General features: G+C 64.6%; 16 protein-coding genes. 6 read left to right on the top strand and 10 right to left on the bottom strand.

Features of this window, described 5'->3' with window-relative positions:
* Positions 1 to 11: 11 nt before the first annotated feature.
* The 8 genes from AABA84_RS07185 to AABA84_RS07220 form a co-directional block, all read right to left on the bottom strand.
* Positions 12 to 1,184: a fumarylacetoacetate hydrolase family protein gene (locus tag AABA84_RS07185; protein WP_212248535.1), complete on the bottom strand. Its 1,173-nt coding sequence runs from the start codon at positions 1,182 to 1,184 to the stop codon at positions 12 to 14.
* A 97-nt stretch (positions 1,185 to 1,281) separates the two neighbouring features.
* The gene (locus AABA84_RS07190; protein WP_212248534.1) at positions 1,282 to 2,340 is read right to left on the bottom strand and encodes a YeiH family protein; all 1,059 of its coding nucleotides are present in this window, start codon (positions 2,338 to 2,340) and stop codon (positions 1,282 to 1,284) included.
* 112 nt (positions 2,341 to 2,452) lie between these two features.
* Positions 2,453 to 2,632: a hypothetical protein gene (locus AABA84_RS07195; RefSeq protein ID WP_338307494.1), complete on the bottom strand. Its 180-nt coding sequence runs from the start codon at positions 2,630 to 2,632 to the stop codon at positions 2,453 to 2,455.
* Positions 2,633 to 2,835: 203 nt separating this feature from the next.
* Positions 2,836 to 3,549 carry an ABC transporter ATP-binding protein gene (locus tag AABA84_RS07200; RefSeq protein WP_212248532.1) on the bottom strand — a complete coding sequence of 238 codons (714 nt, stop codon included), beginning with the start codon at positions 3,547 to 3,549 and terminating at the stop codon, positions 2,836 to 2,838.
* Positions 3,546 to 4,301, bottom strand: a complete 756-nt coding sequence (locus tag AABA84_RS07205) for an ABC transporter ATP-binding protein (RefSeq protein WP_212248531.1) — start codon at positions 4,299 to 4,301, stop codon at positions 3,546 to 3,548. The genes AABA84_RS07200 and AABA84_RS07205 overlap by 4 nt, the downstream gene beginning before the upstream one ends.
* 2 nt (positions 4,302 to 4,303) lie before the next feature.
* Positions 4,304 to 5,323 carry a branched-chain amino acid ABC transporter permease gene (locus AABA84_RS07210; protein WP_338311715.1) on the bottom strand — a complete coding sequence of 340 codons (1,020 nt, stop codon included), beginning with the start codon at positions 5,321 to 5,323 and terminating at the stop codon, positions 4,304 to 4,306.
* Positions 5,320 to 6,222, bottom strand: coding sequence for a branched-chain amino acid ABC transporter permease (locus tag AABA84_RS07215; RefSeq protein ID WP_212248529.1), 903 nt, complete (start codon positions 6,220 to 6,222; stop codon positions 5,320 to 5,322). The genes AABA84_RS07210 and AABA84_RS07215 overlap by 4 nt, the downstream gene beginning before the upstream one ends.
* Positions 6,223 to 6,307: 85 nt before the next feature.
* A complete protein-coding gene (locus AABA84_RS07220; RefSeq protein WP_212248528.1) occupies positions 6,308 to 7,567 on the bottom strand; it encodes an ABC transporter substrate-binding protein in 1,260 nt (419 codons plus the stop codon).
* A gap of 172 nt (positions 7,568 to 7,739) precedes the next feature.
* On the opposite strand from AABA84_RS07220, the gene AABA84_RS07225 reads away from it, so the two are divergent.
* From AABA84_RS07225 to AABA84_RS07235, 3 genes are read left to right on the top strand one after another with little or no spacing between them, the layout of a single operon-like run.
* Positions 7,740 to 9,233 (top strand): AMP-binding protein, encoded by a 1,494-nt coding sequence (locus tag AABA84_RS07225; protein ID WP_212248527.1) that lies wholly within the window; start codon positions 7,740 to 7,742, stop codon positions 9,231 to 9,233.
* The gene (locus tag AABA84_RS07230) at positions 9,230 to 9,877 is read left to right on the top strand and encodes a TetR/AcrR family transcriptional regulator (protein ID WP_212248526.1); all 648 of its coding nucleotides are present in this window, start codon (positions 9,230 to 9,232) and stop codon (positions 9,875 to 9,877) included. Before AABA84_RS07225 ends, AABA84_RS07230 begins: the two co-directional genes overlap by 4 nt.
* Entirely contained in the window at positions 9,874 to 11,784 is a 1,911-nt protein-coding gene (locus tag AABA84_RS07235; RefSeq protein ID WP_212248525.1) for a flavin-containing monooxygenase, read from the top strand. The genes AABA84_RS07230 and AABA84_RS07235 overlap by 4 nt, the downstream gene beginning before the upstream one ends.
* A 123-nt stretch (positions 11,785 to 11,907) precedes the next feature.
* Here the strand turns inward: AABA84_RS07235 and ald are convergent, their stop codons facing one another.
* Entirely contained in the window at positions 11,908 to 13,023 is a 1,116-nt protein-coding gene (gene ald / locus AABA84_RS07240) for an alanine dehydrogenase (RefSeq protein ID WP_338311716.1), read from the bottom strand.
* A gap of 144 nt (positions 13,024 to 13,167) precedes the next feature.
* Here ald and AABA84_RS07245 point away from each other — a divergent pair, with 144 nt between their 5' ends.
* From AABA84_RS07245 to AABA84_RS07255, 3 genes are all read left to right on the top strand, one after another.
* Complete coding sequence (locus AABA84_RS07245) at positions 13,168 to 13,647, top strand: Lrp/AsnC family transcriptional regulator (protein WP_212248523.1); 480 nt, start codon at positions 13,168 to 13,170, stop codon at positions 13,645 to 13,647.
* Positions 13,648 to 13,728: 81 nt separating this feature from the next.
* The gene (locus tag AABA84_RS07250) at positions 13,729 to 16,086 is read left to right on the top strand and encodes an Orn/Lys/Arg decarboxylase N-terminal domain-containing protein (RefSeq protein ID WP_338311717.1); all 2,358 of its coding nucleotides are present in this window, start codon (positions 13,729 to 13,731) and stop codon (positions 16,084 to 16,086) included.
* Between the two features lie 6 nt (positions 16,087 to 16,092).
* Positions 16,093 to 16,671 (top strand): GNAT family N-acetyltransferase, encoded by a 579-nt coding sequence (locus AABA84_RS07255; RefSeq protein ID WP_338307504.1) that lies wholly within the window; start codon positions 16,093 to 16,095, stop codon positions 16,669 to 16,671.
* A 2-nt stretch (positions 16,672 to 16,673) separates the two neighbouring features.
* On the opposite strand, the gene AABA84_RS07260 is transcribed toward AABA84_RS07255, so the two are convergent.
* Entirely contained in the window at positions 16,674 to 16,886 is a 213-nt protein-coding gene (locus AABA84_RS07260) for a hypothetical protein (RefSeq protein ID WP_018315882.1), read from the bottom strand.
* Between the last annotated feature and the right edge of the window lie 65 nt (positions 16,887 to 16,951).

The following is a 16,951-nucleotide window of genomic DNA, read 5'->3' on the forward strand; positions in this document are numbered from 1 at the left end:
GACGTGAAGCGCTAAATCAGCTTCCGCTGCGCCAGGTTCTTCATCAGCGCACCGATGCCGAAGGTCCAGGGCTCGCACTCGTCGCTGGTGCGCATGCGGTTGACGAGCTTACCCAGCTGCGGCGCTGCGATCGTGACGATGTCGTCGCGCTTGTGGGTGAAGCCCTGTCCCGGCGCATCGCGATCCTTGACCGGCGCGAACATCGTGCCGAGGAACAGCACGAAGCCATCAGGATATTGATGCACCTTGCCGATGGTCTGCTCGACCAGATCAGTCGGATCGCGGCTGATCTTGCTGATCGAGGAATGGCCGTCGAGAACGAAGCCGTCTGCTCCCTTCACGTTCAGGCTGATGTCGAGCTTGCGCGCGTCGTCGAGCGTAAAGCTGTCGTCGAACAGCCGCAGCAGCGGGCCGATTGAGCACGACGCGTTGTTGTCCTTGGCCTTCGACAGCAGCAACGCCGAGCGTCCTTCGAAGTCGCGCAAGTTCACGTCGTTGCCGAGCGCGCCGCCGACGATCTTGCCGCGGCTGGAGACGAACAGCACCAGCTCCGGCTCGGGATTGTTCCAGGTCGATTTCGGATGCAGGCCCGCATCCATGCCGGTGCCGACCGAGGACAGCGTCGGTGCCTTGGTGAAGACCTCGGCGTCGGGACCGATGCCGACCTCGAGATATTGGCTCCAGGCGTTCTGATCGATCAGCACCTGCTTCAGATGCATCGCCTGGTCGGAGCCTGGCTTGAGCTTCGACAAATCATCGCCGATCAGCCGCGTCACTTCCTTGCGGATCGCTTCGGCCGAGGCCGGGTTGCCCTTGGCCCGCTCCTCAATCACGCGCTCCAGCATCGAGATGGCAAAGGTGACGCCGGCAGCCTTCAGCGTCTGCAGGTCCACGGGCGCAAGCAGCCACGGTTTTTGGCGATCGCGCTGGTCCGGCGCCGTGTTGGCCACGATGGCATCGAGATCGCCGATGCGCTCGCCCTTGGTCAGGCCAAGAGCCTTGGCCGGGTAGTCCTCTTCGCAGAGCGCGCTGATGGTCGGAAATCTTGCGGTGACGTCGTACACGCCGTCGCCACGAACGGCGACCACGGCCGGGCCGTTCGCCTGCGGCAGCCAGACGCGACCGGCGAGTGTGCCGCGTGTTCCGTCCTCGGGGAGAAGGTCTTTCACCGTCAACGTCGTCATGGCCGCGCCCTCGCTGTTTTTAAAGATCAGCCGCAGCCGATCACATTGGCGAAGACCAATAAACGTCTGGCGGGGGAAGTCCAGAGAGCGCGCCCGCTCACTTGAACCAATGCACCAGTGCGATGCTGATGCCGAGCAGCAGCATCAGGGACAGCGTCACCGCGGCCGTCACCCGCCCGCCAACATTGGCGAGCACGCGCACGTCGACGCCGAGACCGAGGGCCGCCATCGACACCACGGTCAGAAAACTCGTGATCTTGGTCACCGGACCAACCACCGTGCCCGGCACGATCTCGAGGGAGCGCAGGGTCGCCAGCGCCAGGAAGCCGAGGATGAACCACGGCACCAAGCGGAAGAAGCCGACATTGGCCTTCTTGGCGTCGCTCTGCCAGCGCGAGGCGGCGAGCGACAGACCGACGACGACCGGCCCGAGCATCAGCACGCGCATCAGCTTCACGAGCGTGCCGATCTGTGTCGAGACGAGCCCGGCCGGGACCGTCGCGGCCAGCACCTGCGGCACCGCATAGACCGTGAGGCCCGCGAGGATGCCGTATTGCGTGGCAGACAATTGCAACAGCGGAATCAGCAGCGGCAGGCCGAGCACCATCATCACGCCGAGGATCGCGGTGAAGGAGATCGAGGACGCGATCTCGTCATTGTTGGCGCCGATGATCGGGGCCACGGCGGCAATCGCCGAATTGCCGCAGATCGAGTTGCCGCAGGCGATCAGGATCGACAGCCGCGTCGACAGGCCCAGCATCCGGCTGAGACCAAAGGAGACGCAGAGCGCCACCACGACGACAGCCGCGATCGACGCCAATAACGCGACGCCGGAGGCCGCGATGGCGGCGAAGCTGATCGAGGCACCCAACAGCATGACCGCGACTTCGAGGAGCTGCTTGGCGCTGAAGGCGATGCCGGCCTGCCAGCGCGGCGCAGGTTTCCAGAAGCTGCGCAGGGCCATCCCGAGGAGGATCGCCATCACCAGCGCCTCGACATAGGGATGTTCGAAGACGCCGAGCTCCGCCCGCTCCAGCAGGGCCGAGACACCGGCGACCAGAACGCAGAGGAGGATGCCGGGAATCAGCGCGACGATGCGGCTGGTGGCCGTAGCCGGCTTCGCATCGGCCGGGCTGGATGCTTGATTCTGCGACACAAATCTCTCCCAGAGGAGAAAGATTTATACGCAGGGTCATCCGATTGGGAAATAAGTTTTCGACATATCAGGGCCGAGGGGAAGTTCTGTCCTCAACCCGGAATAAACCGCCTCAGAAGATCAGGCTTTTGGCCAGCGAGGCGACGCGGCTGAAGCCGTCATAGACGCCGGGCTCGAAGAAGGCCGCACGCGCAAGCACGATGCCGGCGACCAGCGACCAGAACAGGCCGGTACCCACCCGCAGCAGGATCTTTGACCCGCGCGACTTCGGCTGGGTGTCCGCTGCGGACACCAGCTGCTCGCCAAAAGGCTCAAATCCAGTGCGTTCCATGGCTACGCCAATCCATCAAATTCTGAACGGAATGTCGTCGTTTCGGCCCTAAACGGCAATGGAAGCGATTGGCGTTTTTGACCCGAGAAGGGGAAACTCCTTCCGCAAGACAGTCTCGCGGCAATAGTTTTCTTCTGCCGCCCTATTTGGGCACCGGAGCTGCGCTACAGGGCCAGATAACGCCGGCGGATGGCGTCGTTGGCCTTCAGCTCCTCGATTCCGGCGGCATAGACGATCTGGCCCTTGTCGATGACCGTGGCGTGGCTCGCGAGCCCCAGGCAGAAATGCATGTTCTGTTCGGCGATCAGCACGGTCGATCCGATGCTTCGAAGCTGCCGCAACAGCTCGCCGATCCGCTGCACGATGATCGGCGCGAGCCCCTCGCTCGGCTCGTCCAGCAGCAACAGCGCCGGATTGCCCATCAGTGTGCGCGCAATGGCCAGCATCTGCTGCTCGCCGCCCGAGAGACGCCCGGCGATGCGATGGCGCAGCGGCTCCAGCAGCGGGAAGACCTCATAGATGCGCTTGATCGGCCACTCGTCCTGCCCCTCCGGCCCCCTCTTCTTCCCGATGACGAGATTGTCCTCGACGGTGTGCTCCGGAAAGATCTGGCGATCCTCCGGCACGAAGCCGAGACCGGCGCGCGCGATATGATGGGGCTTCCGGCCGGAGATCAGAGCACCGCGCAGGCTCACTCTGCCCCGCCGCGGCGGCGCCAGCCCCATGATCGCCTTCATGGTCGTTGATTTGCCCGCGCCGTTGCGCCCCAGCAGCGCCATGGTCTCGCCCTGCCGCACCGACAGGTCGACACCGAACAGGATCTGGCTGGTGCCGTAGTAGACGTCGAGATCGGCGACTTCGATGACGACAGAGCTCATGCGGCCGCTCCCGCATTTTCGGTGCCGAGATAGGCTTCGATGACGGCGCTGTCGTTGCGGATCTCCTCGGGCGTGCCGGTGGCGAGAATACGGCCGTAGCAGAGCACGACGATTTTTGGCGCAATCTTGAAGACGATGTCCATGTCGTGCTCGATGAAGACGACCGTGATTTTTTGCGTCTCCCAGAGCTCGCGCACCTTGTCGATCATGCGCCAGCGCTCCTCGGGGCCCATGCCGGCGGTGGGCTCGTCCAGCAGCAGCACTTTTGGTTCGAGCACCAGCGCCAGCGCAATGTCGAGCAGCTTCTGATCGCCATGCGACAGCGTCGCGGCCGTGCGATGGCGCTTGCCGGCAAGGCCCAGTAGCTCCATCACGTACTCGGCGCGATCGCGCGTCTCCGGCAAGGGAAAGCGCTTGTGCAGCACTGCCGAGGTGCGCTGGTCGGCACTGACGGCGGCAAGCATGGTCTCCTGCACCGTCAGCGACTTGAAGATGCTCGCGACCTGGAAGGCGCGGCCGATGCCGTGACGGACGATCTCCGGCGGCGAGCGGCCGGCAAGGTCGACACCGTCGAGCAGCACCTCTCCGGTGTCAGGCTTCAATGCACCGGTGATCAGGTTGAAGAAGGTGCTCTTGCCCGCGCCGTTCGGACCGATCACCGCGGTGAGCGAGCCGTCGGGGAAATCCAGCGAGACGTCGTTGGTCGCTTTCACGCCGCCAAAGGATTTTGCGAGGTTGCGGATCTCCAGCATCGCTAGCGCCCCTCGCCCGCATCGCGCCGCTGCGAAAACCATTCAGCGACGAAATCCAGCAGGCCCTTGCGCAGGCCCAGCGCGAAGAACAGGATGACCACGCCGAGCACGATGCCGTGGTATTCCGTGAACCGCGTCACGGTGTCGTTGAGCAGGAGCAGCAGCACGGTGCCGACCATCGGTCCCAGAAAGGTCGAGACGCCGCCGAGCATGTTGATGAAAATGCCCTCGCCCGAGATCGTCCAATAGGCGAATTCCGGATAGGCGCCGGAGACGAACAGCGCCATCACCATGCCGCCCATCGCCGCGAACAGCGCCGCCAGCACGAACACGGTGAGCTTGGCGCGCCAGACGTCGATGCCGAGGAAGCTCGCGCGCGCCGCGTTGTCGCGGATCATCCGCAGCGTATAGCCGAACGGCGATTGCGCGATCTGGCGCATCGCGAGCAGACCAAGGATGAGGAGTGCGCAGCTCGCGATGTAGAGATGGACGTGGTTGGCCAGATCGATGCCGAGAAAGACGGGTCGCGGAATGCCGCCGCGCAGGCCCTGGTCACCGCCGGTGAACGAAGCCCAGGACAGGATGGTCGAGTGGATCAGCATCTGGAAGGCGAGCGTGACGAAGGCGAAATAGATCTCCTTCAGCCGCACGCAGATGGCGCCGATCACGGCCGCGATGAGCGCCGTGATCGCCAGCGTCGCCACGAAAGCGACCGGAATGGGCACGCTGAGCTTCTGCATGATCAGGCCGAAGCTGTAGGCGCCAAGGCCGAAGAACATGCCATGGCCGAACGAGGTCAGGCCGGTGTAGCCGACCAGGAGGTTGAGCGAAGTCGCGAACAGGCCGTAGGCGGAGCAACGGATGACGAAATCGAGCAGCGCCTTGCTGCCTGACAACAGCGGCAGGCTCGCCAGCACGGCAAAAGCGATCAGCGCAATCAGGACGTCGCGATAGCGTTGCAGCACCGAGCCACCGCGCACGGGTGCCAGCCCTTGCGCGCGTCCGGCCTCCAGCTCGGTCATGCCGCCTCCTTGCCGAACAGGCCGGTGGGTTTCGAGACCAGCACGATCACCATGAACAGGTACATCAGGCCTTCCGTGAACAGGGGAAAGCCGAGCGAACCGAACGAGCGGATCAGGCCGAGCAGCAGCGCGCCGATCAGGGCGCCCAGGATCGAGCCCATGCCGCCGATCACGGTGACGATGAAGGATTCGATCAGCACCGAGAATCCCATCCCGGGCGTGAGCGATCGCACCGGCGCGGCAAGCGCACCCGCGAGCCCCGCCAGCATGCCGCCGAGCGCGAACACACCGCCATAGATCAGGCCGGTGTTGATGCCGAGCGCGGAGACCATGCCGGGATTTTGCGCGGCAGCGCGGATCACCTTGCCGATCCGGCTGCGCGACAGCCCGATGCCGAGCACGATGGCCGCAACGAGCGCGACGCCGATCAGCAACAGATAATAAGGCGGCACCACGCCGCCGGCGATGAACAGCGGCATGACCTGGAACGCCGCCGGCATGCCCATCGACTTGAATTCGGGCCCCCAGATCAGACGCACGACATCGTCGAAGATCAGCACGAAGGCGTAGCAGACGAGGAGCTGCATCAGGACGTCCGCACCATAGACGCGACTCATGAAGACGCGCTCGAAGATCAGGCCGAGGATCGCCGTGCCTGCCGCCCCGGCCAGCATCGCAAGGGCAAAGCTGCCGGTGAGCTGATAGGCGGTCATCGCGAAATAGGCGCCGAACATGTAGAAGGCGCCGTGGCTGAAATTGACGACCTTGAGCACGCCGAAGATCAGCGTCAGCCCGACTGCGACCAGGAACAGCAGCATGCCGATGATGAGCCCGCTGGTGGTCTGCGTCACCATGCAGGCGGAGCTGGAGAGGCAGCCGGCAAGCGCGTCGAGATCCACGGGAGCACTTTCATTGCGGTGCGCCTGACACGGCGCGGAAAACGAAAACGGCGGGGACGGTCGCCCGTCTCCGCCGCACATCAGATCAGGTGTAGCCCTTGCTCTTCTTCCACTCTGCCTCCAGCTCGAAGATCGTCTTCCAGTCACCGGCCTTGACCTCCGGCACATACGGCTCCTGCGGGATCGTGGTGCCCCAACCGATGGCGTAGCCGACCAGCGTGTGGTCGTCGCCGCGCATCGTCACGGTGCCGTCGGCGCCGAACGGGCACTTGATGGTGAGGCCCTTCAATGCCTCCGCGATCTTCTTGCCGTCGGCGGAGTTCGCCTTCTTTGCGGCCTCGGCCAGGAACATCACGGCGGTCGCGTTCTGCCACGACCAGTTGGTCGGATATTCGTTGTACTTCGCCTTGTAGGCATCGCCCCAGGCCGCGTTCTCCGGCGTGGTCGGAAACGTCTTGATGTAACGGTTACCGGAGTGGATGCCCTTGGGCAGGTTCTTCACGACGGTGAGCGCGGTGTAGTCGGCCATGTTGACCGCGAACACCTCCATCTGGCTGAACATCGCGTAGATGTTGGCCTGGTCGATATAGGAGGTGAGATCGCCGCCCCACAGGCAGGAATAGAGCGCCTGCGGCTTGGCCTGAAGGATCTTCGTCACCACCTCGGTGTAGTCGGGCTGGAACAGCTTTGGCCAGGACTCGCTGATGATCTCCACATCAGGCGCGAAACGCTTCAGATACAGCGTGAACTCGCCGGTGGTGTCGCGGCCATAGGCATAGTCGGGCGAGCACGTCGCCCATTTCTTCAGGCCCTTGGTCTTGGCGATCGCGGCGGCGTAGCTGCCGCCGACGATGGAATCGTGGATGCCCTGGCGCACGCAGCGGAACGCGTTCGGGATGTGCTGCTTCGGATCAGCCGTCAGCGAAGAGGCCTCCGAGCAGGTATGGACGCAGAGCACGCCGAGATCGCGCGCGACCTCATGCACCGCGAACGATCCGGAGGACGCCTCGCCGTCGAGCAGCAATTCGCAGCCGTCGGTGTTGACGAGCTCGCGCGCGACGCGGGCCGCTTCCTGCGGCTGGCCCTTGGAATCGCGGATCACCATCTCGATCTGCCGGCCGGCAAGGCCGCCGGTGGCGTTGACCTTCTCGACCTCGAGCATCACCGCATTGCGCGAGGACGTGCCGAGCTGCGCCACGCGGCCCGACAGGATCGTCGGCATGCCGATCTTGATGGTCTTGGCTTGCGCACGCGCCACCCAAGGCGCGGCAACACTTATCGCACCGGCGCCCATCAGCGCCAGCGTCGAGCGGCGGCTGATGCCCGGCGTGCGGGTCCTCGTCATTTTTCCCTCCCTCTGTCGGGTCGGCGTGTCCAAATCCCTGTCGGAGATCGTCTCGTCTCCGTACTCCCAAGGATTTCAGAGGGTGGGGGGTGACGTCAAGCCGAAGATGAATTACGAGTCATAATTCATCAAGGGAGGTAGCGAGGCCGGTTACAGGCCCAAGATCGGCAAAATGATCAATCTTTCGAGCTTCATCGCCTTTCATGCCCGGCGCACGCCGGACCGGCCCGCGCTGAAATATCGCGGCGAGGAGATTTCCTACGCGGCGTTCGATGCGCGTGTCCGAACGGTGGCAGGCTGGCTCGCCGCGCAGGGCATTGGCGCCGGCGACGTCGTCGCGGTGCTGATGAAGAACAGCGCGGCGTTCCTGGAGCTCGTCTTCGCCACCAGCCATCTCGGCGCGGTGTTCCTGCCGATCAACTTCCGCCTCTCCCGCGACGAGGTCGGCTACATCGCCGGCAATGCCGGCGCGCGGCTTCTGATCGTCGATGAGGAGTTGGCGACGAATGTCGCGGGCACCGGGATTGTCGTGCTCGACGAGACCGCGCAGCAGAGCCTCACGCATCTTGCAGGCGATGCGCCGCCCGCGCCGATGCACGGCCGCGCACCATCCGACCTGATGCGGCTGATGTACACTTCGGGTACGACCGACCGCCCCAAGGGCGTAATGCTCTCTTACGACAATTTCTACTGGAAGTCGGCCGACCAGACGATCGCGCTCGGCCTTAGCGCCGAGACGCGGCTGCTCGTCGTCGGCCCGCTCTATCACGTCGGCGCGCTCGACCTGCCCGGCGTCGCCGTGCTCTGGCATGGCGGCTTCATCCGCATCGAACGTAATTTCGAGCCGGAGACGGCGCTTGCGGCGATCGCCGAGGACAAGCTCAACGCAGCATGGTTCGCGCCCGTCATGACCAGCGCGATGCTCACCTGCCCGACGCGTGAGCGCTACGACGTCTCCAGCCTGCAATGGGCCATCGGCGGCGGCGAGAAGACGCCGGAGCTGCGCATCCGCGCCTTCTCGCAACTCTTCCGCAACGCGCGCTACATCGATGCCTATGGCCTCACCGAGACCGTTGGCGGCGACACCTTCATGGAGGCCGGCCGCGAGATCGAGAAGATCGGCTCGACCGGGCGCGCCATCGCCCATGTCGAGATCGAGATCCGCGACGAGGACGGCAAGGCCCTGCCGGCGAACGTCAACGGCGAGATCTGCCTGCGCGGACCGAAGATCACGCGCGGCTATTGGAATGATCCGGACAAGACGGCGTCCGCCTTCTTCGGCGACTGGTTCCGCAGCGGCGACGTCGGCTATCTTGATGACGATGGCTTCCTGTATCTGACCGACCGCAAGAAGGACATGATCATCTCCGGCGGCGAGAACATCGCCTCTTCCGAGGTTGAGCGCGTCATCTACGAATTGCCCGAGGTGCGCGAAGTCGCGGTGATCGGCCTGCGCGATCGGCGCTGGGGCGAACGGCCGGTCGCGATCGTCGTGCTGACTGAGGGCGCCAGGCTCGAGCTCCCTGCCCTCACCGAGCACTGTCGCACGCGGCTCGCGAGCTTCAAGGTGCCGAAAGAGCTGATCATCCGCGACAGCCTGCCGCGCAACCCCTCGGGAAAGATTCTCAAGCGCGTGCTGCGCGCCGAACTGGAGACCGTGGCATGACGCAAGGCCCAGCCACCGCGAAGATCACAAAGCTAAACCGCGTCGAGCGCAACGCCTGGACCAAGCAGAAGATCTTCGCGGCCGCCACCAAGGTCGTCGGCAAGCATGGCTATGCCGAAGCCTCCGTCGCCCGCATCACCGAAGTAGCCGGCGTCGCGCAAGGCACCTTCTACAATCATTTCGAGAACCGCCAGGAACTGCTCGACCAGCTGCTGCCGAAGATCGGCCTCGACATGGTCGAGTTCATCCGCGCCCGCACCGGCACGGCGGATGCGGCGCGGCAGGAGATCGAGCGCTTCGCCGCCTTCTTCGACTTCATCCGCGAGGTGCCGGAGTTTTTGCGGATCCTCAACGAGGCCGAATTCTTCGCACCCATCGGTTACCAGAAACATCTCGACAACATCTCGGTCGCCTATGTCCGTATCCTCCGCCGTGCGCGCCTTGCCGGCGGCATCGAGGATTTCAGCGACGACGAGTTCGAGGCGATCGTCCACATGCTGATGGGCGCGCGCGGCTATCTCAGCCGCCGCTACTCCTACTCGGCCGACGGCGTCACCGCCGTGCCCGAGCACGTCATCTCCGCCTATCGAAAGCTCATGACGCGCGGCCTCTTCACCGCCTCCGGAGACCAGGACACGCCATGAACATCGAATCTCCGCACAGGACGCTCGACCTTGCCTCGACCATCGCGGAAGGCGACATCCGCTGTCTCCTGATGGTGCTGGTGCACATGACCGGCGACGAGAAATGGCTTGCGCCGCCGTACTTGCCCAAGCGCGACATCCGCCTGATCCCCGATCCCGAGGCCGGCGTGCCCATGGAAATCCAGGACGAAATCCGCGCCGCGGTGCTCAAGCTTTTCGCCGATGGCACGCCGAAGCCCGTCATCACCGATCCCGGCGACGAGCTGCTGCTGAAGATGATGCGCGCCTGCCTCGGCGAGAACGTCGCGCCGGAATATGCCCCGCTGATGCGCGAGGAGATGGGCTTTGTTGCGCGCGAGGCGCGTTGGACGAGGCGCCCCTCTGACGACAAGCTCGCCGAGCAGCACGTCCTGATCGTCGGCGCTGGCGTCTGCGCCATTGCGCTCGGCGTGGCGCTCGGGCATCTCGGCATACCCTACACCATCGTCGAGAAGAACGCCGATCTCGGCGGCACCTGGTGGATCAACCGCTATCCCGGCTGCGGCGTCGACACGCCGAACCACTCCTATTCTTATTCCTTCGGCTCGGGGAATGCGTGGACGCGCTATTTCTGCCAGCGCGAGGAGCTGCTCGGATATCTCCAGAAAGTCGCCGACGAATACGGCATTCGCAAACATCTGCGCGTCAACACCGAGCTGACCTCGTCGCGCTGGGACGAAGGCAAGCGGCGCTGGATCTCCACGCTCAAGACCGAGAGCGGCGAGGAGACCTTCGAATCCACCGCGCTGGTCTCCGCCATCGGCCAGCTCAACGATCCCTCCCGTGCTCGCTTCAACGGCGAAGACAAGTTCAAGGGAACGATCCTGCATTCGGCGCTGTGGTCCGATGACATCAACATCGACGGCAAGCATGTCGCCGTGATCGGCACCGGCGCAACGTCGATGCAGCTGGTGCCGTCGGTCGCCGGCCGCGTCGCCTCGATCACCGTCTATCAGCGCAGCGCGCAATGGGCGCGGCCGGTGAAGGGCTATGCCGATCCAATCAGCGAGGGCGCGCGCTGGCTGCTGGCGCACCTGCCGTTCTATGTGCAATGGTACCGCTTCAACATGTTCTGGCGCTATGGCGACGGATTGCTGCCTTTCCTGCGCAAAGACCCGGCGTGGCCGCATCCCGAGCGCGCCGTCAACAAAGGCAACGACCGGCACCGCCAGGAGCTGACCGACTTCATCCTGTCGGAATTACAGGGCCGGCCGGACCTGATCGAAAAATGCGTGCCGACCTATCCGCCCTACGGCAAGCGCATCCTGCTCGACAACAACTGGTTCAAGACGTTGACGCGGCCGAACGTGGAGCTCGTCACCGACGCGATCGACCATTTCGATCAGGGCGGCATCGTCACCGCCGACGGCAGGCACCGCCCAGCCGATGTCATCGTGGTCGCGACCGGCTTCAAGGTGACGGAGATGGCGGCGCGCCTCAACATCAGTGGCCGCGACGGCAAGGATTTGCGCCAGGCCTGGGCCAACGACAACCCCACTGCGTTCCTCGGCCTCACCGTGCCCGATTTCCCCAACTTCTTCTGCATGCTCGGCCCCAACTCCGGCCCCGCGCATGGCGGCAGCGTCATCTTCCAGTCGGAATGCCAGAGCCGCTACATCTCGGCGTGTCTCGCCAGCATGATCGAGCACGACGTCGCCGCGATCGACATCCGCCCTGATGTGCTCGACGACTACGTCCGCAAGGTCGACGCCGAGCATGAAACGATGATCTGGACTCACCCGGGCATGAGCACCTACTACCGCAATGCGAGTGGCCGGGTGTTTTCGGCGATGCCGTGGCGGTTCGTGGACTACTGGCGCATGACGCATGACCCGGATCTGGGACAGTACCGGCTGACGAAGGCGTGAGCCAATTCGTCAGCGGACTCCGGCCGAAACTTGAGCCGCTCTCGTCCCCACATCGTCATTGCGAGCCATCGGGCCGCGCTTCGCGCGGACCTGTTGGCTCGCAATGATGGAGATTGCGGCTGCTCAGGCCGCCAGCCCACTCTCCACCGGCGCAAACTCCAGCCCGAGACTTTCCGCCACCGCCTTGTTGGTGAGCCGGCCGCGATGGACGTTCAGCCCGTTGCGCATATGCGGGTTTTCCAGCATCGCGGCAAAACCCTTGTTCGCGAGCATCAGGCCGAACGGCAGCGTCGCATTGTTCAGCGCCTGGCTCGACGTCACCGGCACCGCGCCCGGCATATTGGCGACGCAATAGTGCACGACGCCGTCGACCTCGTAGGTCGGGTGGGTGTGCGTGGTCGCGTGCGAGGTCTCGAAGCAGCCGCCCTGGTCGATCGCGACGTCTACCAGCACGGCGCCCGGCCGCATCGATGTCAGCATCGCGCGCGTGACCAGCTTGGGGGCGCTGGCACCCGGCACCAGCACGGCACCGATCACGACATCGGCGGCGAACACTTCGTCCTCGACCGATTCGATGGTCGAGAATCGGGTGCGCACGCGTCCGGCAAAGAGATCGTCCAATTCGCGCAAGCGCGGGATCGAGCGGTCGATCACGGTGACTTCGGCACCGAGTCCTGCGGCCATGCGCGCCGCCTGCGTTCCGACCACGCCGCCGCCGAGCACGACGACGCGCGCCGGCTGCACGCCGGGCACACCGCCCAGCAGCACGCCGCGTCCGCCGGCCGAGCGCTTGAGCGCGGCGCCGGCGGCCTCGATGGCGAGGCGGCCGGCGACTTCGCTCATCGGGGCGAGCAGCGGGAGGTGACCGTTCGCGTCCGTGACGGTTTCATAGGCGATCGCGGTACAGCCGGAGGCAAGCAGGCCCTTGGTCTGCTCGGGATCCGGCGCAAGATGAAGGTAAGTAAACAGGATCTGGCCTTCTCGGAGCTGGACCCACTCGCTCTTCTGCGGTTCCTTCACCTTCACGATCATGTCGGACTTGGCAAAGATATCGCGGGCGCTGTCGGCAATGATGGCCCCTGCCCGCCGATACACCTCGTCGGACGCGCCGATGCCGCCCCCGGCGCCGGTCTCGACCGTGACCTGGTGCCCGGCCGCGACATATTCGCGGACCGCGCCCGGGGTGAGCCCGACGCGATATTCCTGCACCTTGATCTCCTTGGGCACACCGACGCGCATCTTTCCGCTCCTTTGCCACCGCCATGATTCCGTTCCTCATCGTAGCGACGGGGCCGGTTTGGTTTCGTGCAAATATCCGCTAGTTTCGGCAGGTCCGCGCCGGTTTCCGGCGCCAAGCCGCCCTTTCACGCTGGAAACGAAACCTTGGCCCTCGACCGGAAAGACCTCGCGATCCTCGCGGAACTCACGACCAATGCACGTGCCAGCCACACCGAGCTTGCCAACAAGGTCGGATTATCAAGCACGGCGCTGGCCCGGCGGCAGAAGGCACTGGAGGACGACGGCTACATCCAGGCCTACCAGGCCGCACTCGATCTCTCGCAGTTCGGCCTCACCACCACCGTGCTGGTTCGCATCGCGCTGGAGAGCCAGAGCGATGACGCATTGAAGGCGTTCGAGGCGGAAGTGGTGAAATGCCCCTCCGTCGTGCGCTGCTTCCTGATGTCGGGGACCGACGACTACATCCTGATCGTGCTTGCCCGCGACATCCAGGATTTCGAGCGCATCCACCGCACCGAGTTGTCCCGCTTGCCGCGCGTCGCGCGCGTGCAATCGAGCTTCGCGCTGCGCGACATCGTCAACCGCGCGGTGCCGACCGTGGTGTTCGGCGAAGCGAAGCGGTAGCCGGGGTCATCCCGCGCCGCCGTCATAGAACTGTCATCAAATGTGCCGAGAGCTGTGCTTCTGGCACATTCGGGACTGACCATGGATTATTTCAAGCGCTTCAACTTCCTGTTCGCCGCACCAGTGTTCGACGCCGACGATCTCGAAGGCGTCCGCTTCAACCAGATCATCGAGCAGATCCAGCGCTCCGGCTTCGAGGTGGTCCGGGCCCGCAAGCTCGAAGACGCCGAAATGGCGGTGCAGACCGATGCCGCGATCGGCTGCATGGTGGTGGACTGGGGCAAGAAGGGCCTGGAAGGCAAGACATCGGCGCTGATCAATCTGATGCGGCGCCGCGGCCTCGATTTCCCGATCATCCTCCTGATCCGGCGCAAGCGCTTCGAGGACCTGCCGGTCGAGGTGCTCGATTTCATCGACGGCTATGTCTTCCTGTCCGAGGAGACGCCGACCTTCATCGCCAAGAATCTCATCAGCCGGCTCAAGCAGTATGCCGAGACGCTGAAGACGCCGTTCTTCGGCGCGCTGGTCGACTATGCCGAGGAAGGCAACCAGCTCTGGACCTGCCCCGGGCACAATGGCGGCGTGTTCTACAACCGCAGCCCGATCGGCCGGGTCTTCGTCGAGCATCTCGGCGAATCCGTATTCCGCGACGACCTCGACAATTCCGTGCTCGATCTCGGCGACCTCCTCACCCATGAAGGGCCGGCGCTGAAGGCGCAGAAGGAAGCCGCGCAGATTTTCGGCGCGGAGAAGACCTATTTCGTGCTCAACGGCACCTCGACCTCGAACAAGGTCGCGCTCGGCGCCCTCGTCACCGACGGCGACCTCGTGCTGTTCGACCGCAACAACCACAAGGCCGCCCATCACGGTGCCCTGATGATCAACGGCGGCGTTCCGGTTTACGTGCCGACCATCCGCAACGCCTGGGGCCTGATCGGCCCGATGCGCTGGGACGTACTGGACGAGAAGACCTTGCGCGAGGCGATCCGCAATCACCCGCTGGTCACTGACAGGGAGGCTTGGCGCAAGGAGCGGCCGTTCCGCGTCGCCGTCGTCGAACAGTGCACCTATGACGGGACGATCCACAGCGCCGAGATGATCCTGAAGCGCATCGGCCATCTCTGCGAGTACATCCTGTTCGACGAGGCCTGGGCGGGCTTCATGAAGTTCCACCCGCTCTATGCCGGCCGCTTCGCCATGGGGCTGGCGAACCTTCCCCCGGAAGCGCCGGGCATCATCGCGACGCAATCGACCCACAAGCAGCTTGCCAGCTTCTCGCAGGCCTCCCAGATCCACATCAAGGACCGCCACATCCGCGGCCAGAAGCGACGCGTCGAGCACCGCCGCTTCAACGAAAGTTTTATGCAGCACGCTTCCACGTCCCCCTTCTATCCATTGTTCGCCTCTCTCGACGTCGGCGCGCAGATGATGAAGGGCCGCTCCGGCGAGGTGCTGTGGGACGACACGATCCGCCTCGGCATCGAGCTGCGCAAGAAGATCCGTGCGATGCGCCGCGAATTCGAAGAGAAGGAGCAGAGCCCGGACCGGCGCTGGTTCTTCGAACCCTTCGTCCCCGATCGCGTCGCCATTCCCGACGTCAGCCGCCCCGGCGCTGCGCACAACGTCGCCTGGGAAACCCTCTCCACCGACGAGCTCGCCACCAACGCCGCGCTGTGGCAGCTCTCGCCCGATACCAACTGGCATGGCTTTCCCGACCTCACGGAAGGCTTCGCCATGACCGATCCGAACAAGCTGACGCTGCTGACGCCCGGCTTCGACCGCGCCACCGGCGCCTATGCCGAGCATGGCATCCCCGCCCCCGTCGTCGCGCAATATCTGCGCGAGAACCGCATCGTCCCCGAGAAGAACGACCTCAACTCCCTGCTCTTCCTGCTCACGCCGGGCGTCGAGGCGAGCAAGGCCGGCACGCTGATCTCCGGCCTCGTCGCGTTCAAGAGGCTGCATGACGACAACGCGCTGCTGGCGGACGCGATCCCGGAATTCTATCAGCGGCGGCAGGCGCGCTATGCCGGTGTGCGGCTACGCGATCTCTGCGGCGAGATGCATCGCTTCTTCCGCGCCGCCAATGTCAGCGTGCTTCAGGCGAAGCAGTTCATGCCGGAGCACATGCCCGAGATCGCGATGTCGCCCCGCGATGCCGCGCGCTATCTGTTCCGCAACGATGTCGACTATCTGCCGATCGAGGCGATCGCGGGGCGCATAGCCACCACGCCCTTCGTAGTCTATCCGCCCGGCATCGCCACCATCGTGCCCGGCGAGCGGCTGACGGAACAGGCCAAGCCCATGGTCGATTATCTCAAGATGTTCGAAACCTGCTTCAACACATTTCCGGGCTTCGACGTCGAGATCCAGGGCGTCTACAAGGAGATCGATGCCCAGGGGCGCATCGGGCTCTATACTTACGTCGTTGCCGAGTAGGTGCGAATGAACGAAACAGCGGTTGCGCGTGACGGTGACGAACAGGTTTGGGTCCGGCCCTCACGCGAGAGCGATGTCGAGGCGATGCTGGCGATCTACCGCCATCACGTCCGCAACGGCGTGTCGCGCGACATCGAGGGAACCGGCGCGCCCGAGCCGGACGATCTGCGCGACCGGCGCAGGAACCTCAAGCAGACCCGCCTGCCGCATCTGGTCGCGACCTTTCGCGGCGAGGTGGTCGGCTATGCCTATGCGGTGCTGTTCCGCAAGCGCCCGGCCTATCGCTACACGGCCAAGCATTCGATCTACGTCCATCACGAGCAGCTCGGCCGCGGGGTCGGACGGCTGCTGCTACAGGACTTGATCGATGCCTGTGCGGCTGCCGGCTTCCGCCAGATGATCGGCTATATCGACGCCGACAACGCGCCCTCGCTGGCGCTGCACGAGAAGTTCGGCTTCGCGCGCGCCGGCCTGCTTTGCGGCGTGGCCTATCGCCACGGCCGCTGGTCCGACACTGTCATGGTGCAGCGATCGCTCGGCGCGGGGAGCACGGCGCCCCCGCCCGTCACGGCGCCCGGCCGGTAGCCTCAGGACGGAAAGTCGGCCGCTCTCACATGGATGCGGTCGGCATGCAGCGACCAATGATGCAGCGCCTGGTCCTTGCAGAACCTGGCCTTCGCCCGCTCCCTGGCCTCGTCCTCGTCGGAGGCGTCGATTTCCAGCGTACCCTGGCAAATCTCGCTCTGCCGGCCGTACTCGCCGAGCACATCCTTCATGAACTTGACGACATAGGTTGACATGGGACCTCCCTGCTGCCCCGGCCGCACTCTAGTCCCATTTAAGCCGGACCGGGGAAGGAGATTTT

The organism is Bradyrhizobium sp. TM239, assembly GCF_036247985.1.
Taxonomy (GTDB): Bacteria; Pseudomonadota; Alphaproteobacteria; order Rhizobiales; family Xanthobacteraceae; genus Bradyrhizobium; species Bradyrhizobium ottawaense.

Excerpts from the sequence above, each read along its gene's own strand:
- AABA84_RS07185 (WP_212248535.1), bottom strand. The coding sequence starts at position 1,184 with ATGACGACGTTGACGGTGAAAGACCTTCTCCCCGAGGACGGAACACGC.
- AABA84_RS07200 (WP_212248532.1), bottom strand. The coding sequence starts at position 3,549 with ATGAGCTCTGTCGTCATCGAAGTCGCCGATCTCGACGTCTACTACGGC.
- AABA84_RS07205 (WP_212248531.1), bottom strand. The coding sequence starts at position 4,301 with ATGCTGGAGATCCGCAACCTCGCAAAATCCTTTGGCGGCGTGAAAGCG.
- AABA84_RS07210 (WP_338311715.1), bottom strand. The coding sequence starts at position 5,323 with ATGACCGAGCTGGAGGCCGGACGCGCGCAAGGGCTGGCACCCGTGCGC.
- AABA84_RS07220 (WP_212248528.1), bottom strand. The coding sequence starts at position 7,567 with ATGACGAGGACCCGCACGCCGGGCATCAGCCGCCGCTCGACGCTGGCG.
- AABA84_RS07225 (WP_212248527.1), top strand. The coding sequence starts at position 7,740 with ATGATCAATCTTTCGAGCTTCATCGCCTTTCATGCCCGGCGCACGCCG.
- AABA84_RS07230 (WP_212248526.1), top strand. The coding sequence starts at position 9,230 with ATGACGCAAGGCCCAGCCACCGCGAAGATCACAAAGCTAAACCGCGTC.
- AABA84_RS07235 (WP_212248525.1), top strand. The coding sequence starts at position 9,874 with ATGAACATCGAATCTCCGCACAGGACGCTCGACCTTGCCTCGACCATC.
- ald (WP_338311716.1), bottom strand. The coding sequence starts at position 13,023 with ATGCGCGTCGGTGTGCCCAAGGAGATCAAGGTGCAGGAATATCGCGTC.
- AABA84_RS07250 (WP_338311717.1), top strand. The coding sequence starts at position 13,729 with ATGGATTATTTCAAGCGCTTCAACTTCCTGTTCGCCGCACCAGTGTTC.
- AABA84_RS07255 (WP_338307504.1), top strand. The coding sequence starts at position 16,093 with ATGAACGAAACAGCGGTTGCGCGTGACGGTGACGAACAGGTTTGGGTC.
- AABA84_RS07260 (WP_018315882.1), bottom strand. The coding sequence starts at position 16,886 with ATGTCAACCTATGTCGTCAAGTTCATGAAGGATGTGCTCGGCGAGTAC.